We start from the raw sequence: 911 nt of genomic DNA on the forward strand, positions 1-911 counted from the left end.
GGTACTCCTCCCGGTGGTCCAGCACCATCCGCACCGCACGAGCCTTGAGCTCGTCGGGGTAACGCTTCGTAGACACGATCGGAATCCTCCCAAGGATCACACCCTCCACGAAACCCGGGGCGGTTCAGATCGACGACGCACCGAGCCAGGCGCAGTCTGCCGGTCGGGGACAACGGAGCGTTAGCGTGGGACATGAGGACCTCCGGGTAGGTGCGTGTGATGCCTTCGACAAGCTCCACACTCACCCGGAGGTCCTCCTCAGTCCGTCAACGACCCGCCGTCATGTTCACAACGTCCCGGGTCAGTACACCTAGGATTTCGAGTTCAACCCCGATCACGCCACGCTCTTGTCCCAGGCCGGTCCCGCAGGCTGGGTCGACTGGCTCGGTGGCCCCTGCCACCACGCCCGAAGCGATCGACCTGGCACGCAACTACCTGGCCACGGTGCCGCGTCTGGTCCCGATCGTCGGGCACCGCTACCTGCCCGCAACACCGGCACCAAGGGGAAGCCCGGTGTCCTCCGTCTATCAGACCGACGTCATCTACTACGGAGCCGACCTAGTCTCCTGAGTCAAGAGTTCCGTTCAGAAAGCAGTCTTGCCTGATGGGGCAGGTGGGCAGGCCGAAGGCAGAGCTGGTGCTGAGCGAGGATGAGCGTGCGGCCTTGGAGGGGTGGGTGCGTAAGCGGTCGACGGGGCCTCACCCCGTTTGGTGGACACGCTGATACTGGATGCCTGATCCAGAGAAGCGAGTTCTGTAACCGATGGCAATGAAGAACTACCCCGAGGAGTTCAAGGCCGATGCTGTGGCCTTGTACGAGTCGACTCCCGGGGCCACGATCAAGGGCATCGCCCAGGACCTGGGCGTCTCGCGCGAGACGCTGCGGCTGTGGGTGCGCCGGGCTGCTGAGA

The 911-nt window shown here is 64.2% G+C and carries 2 protein-coding genes; both read left to right on the forward strand.

The features are described from left to right. The first annotated feature begins 387 nt into the window (after positions 1–387). Positions 388–570, forward strand: a complete 183-nt coding sequence (locus HGK34_RS22270) for a hypothetical protein (protein ID WP_201851631.1) — start codon at positions 388–390, stop codon at positions 568–570. Between the two features lie 193 nt (positions 571–763). Continuing rightward, positions 764–911: transposase (locus tag HGK34_RS22275; protein ID WP_201851641.1), on the forward strand; the 148-nt coding region annotated here is incomplete at its 3' end.

Source organism: Myceligenerans indicum (genome assembly GCF_016742955.1).
In the GTDB taxonomy this organism is placed as follows: domain Bacteria; phylum Actinomycetota; class Actinomycetes; order Actinomycetales; family Cellulomonadaceae; genus Myceligenerans; species Myceligenerans indicum.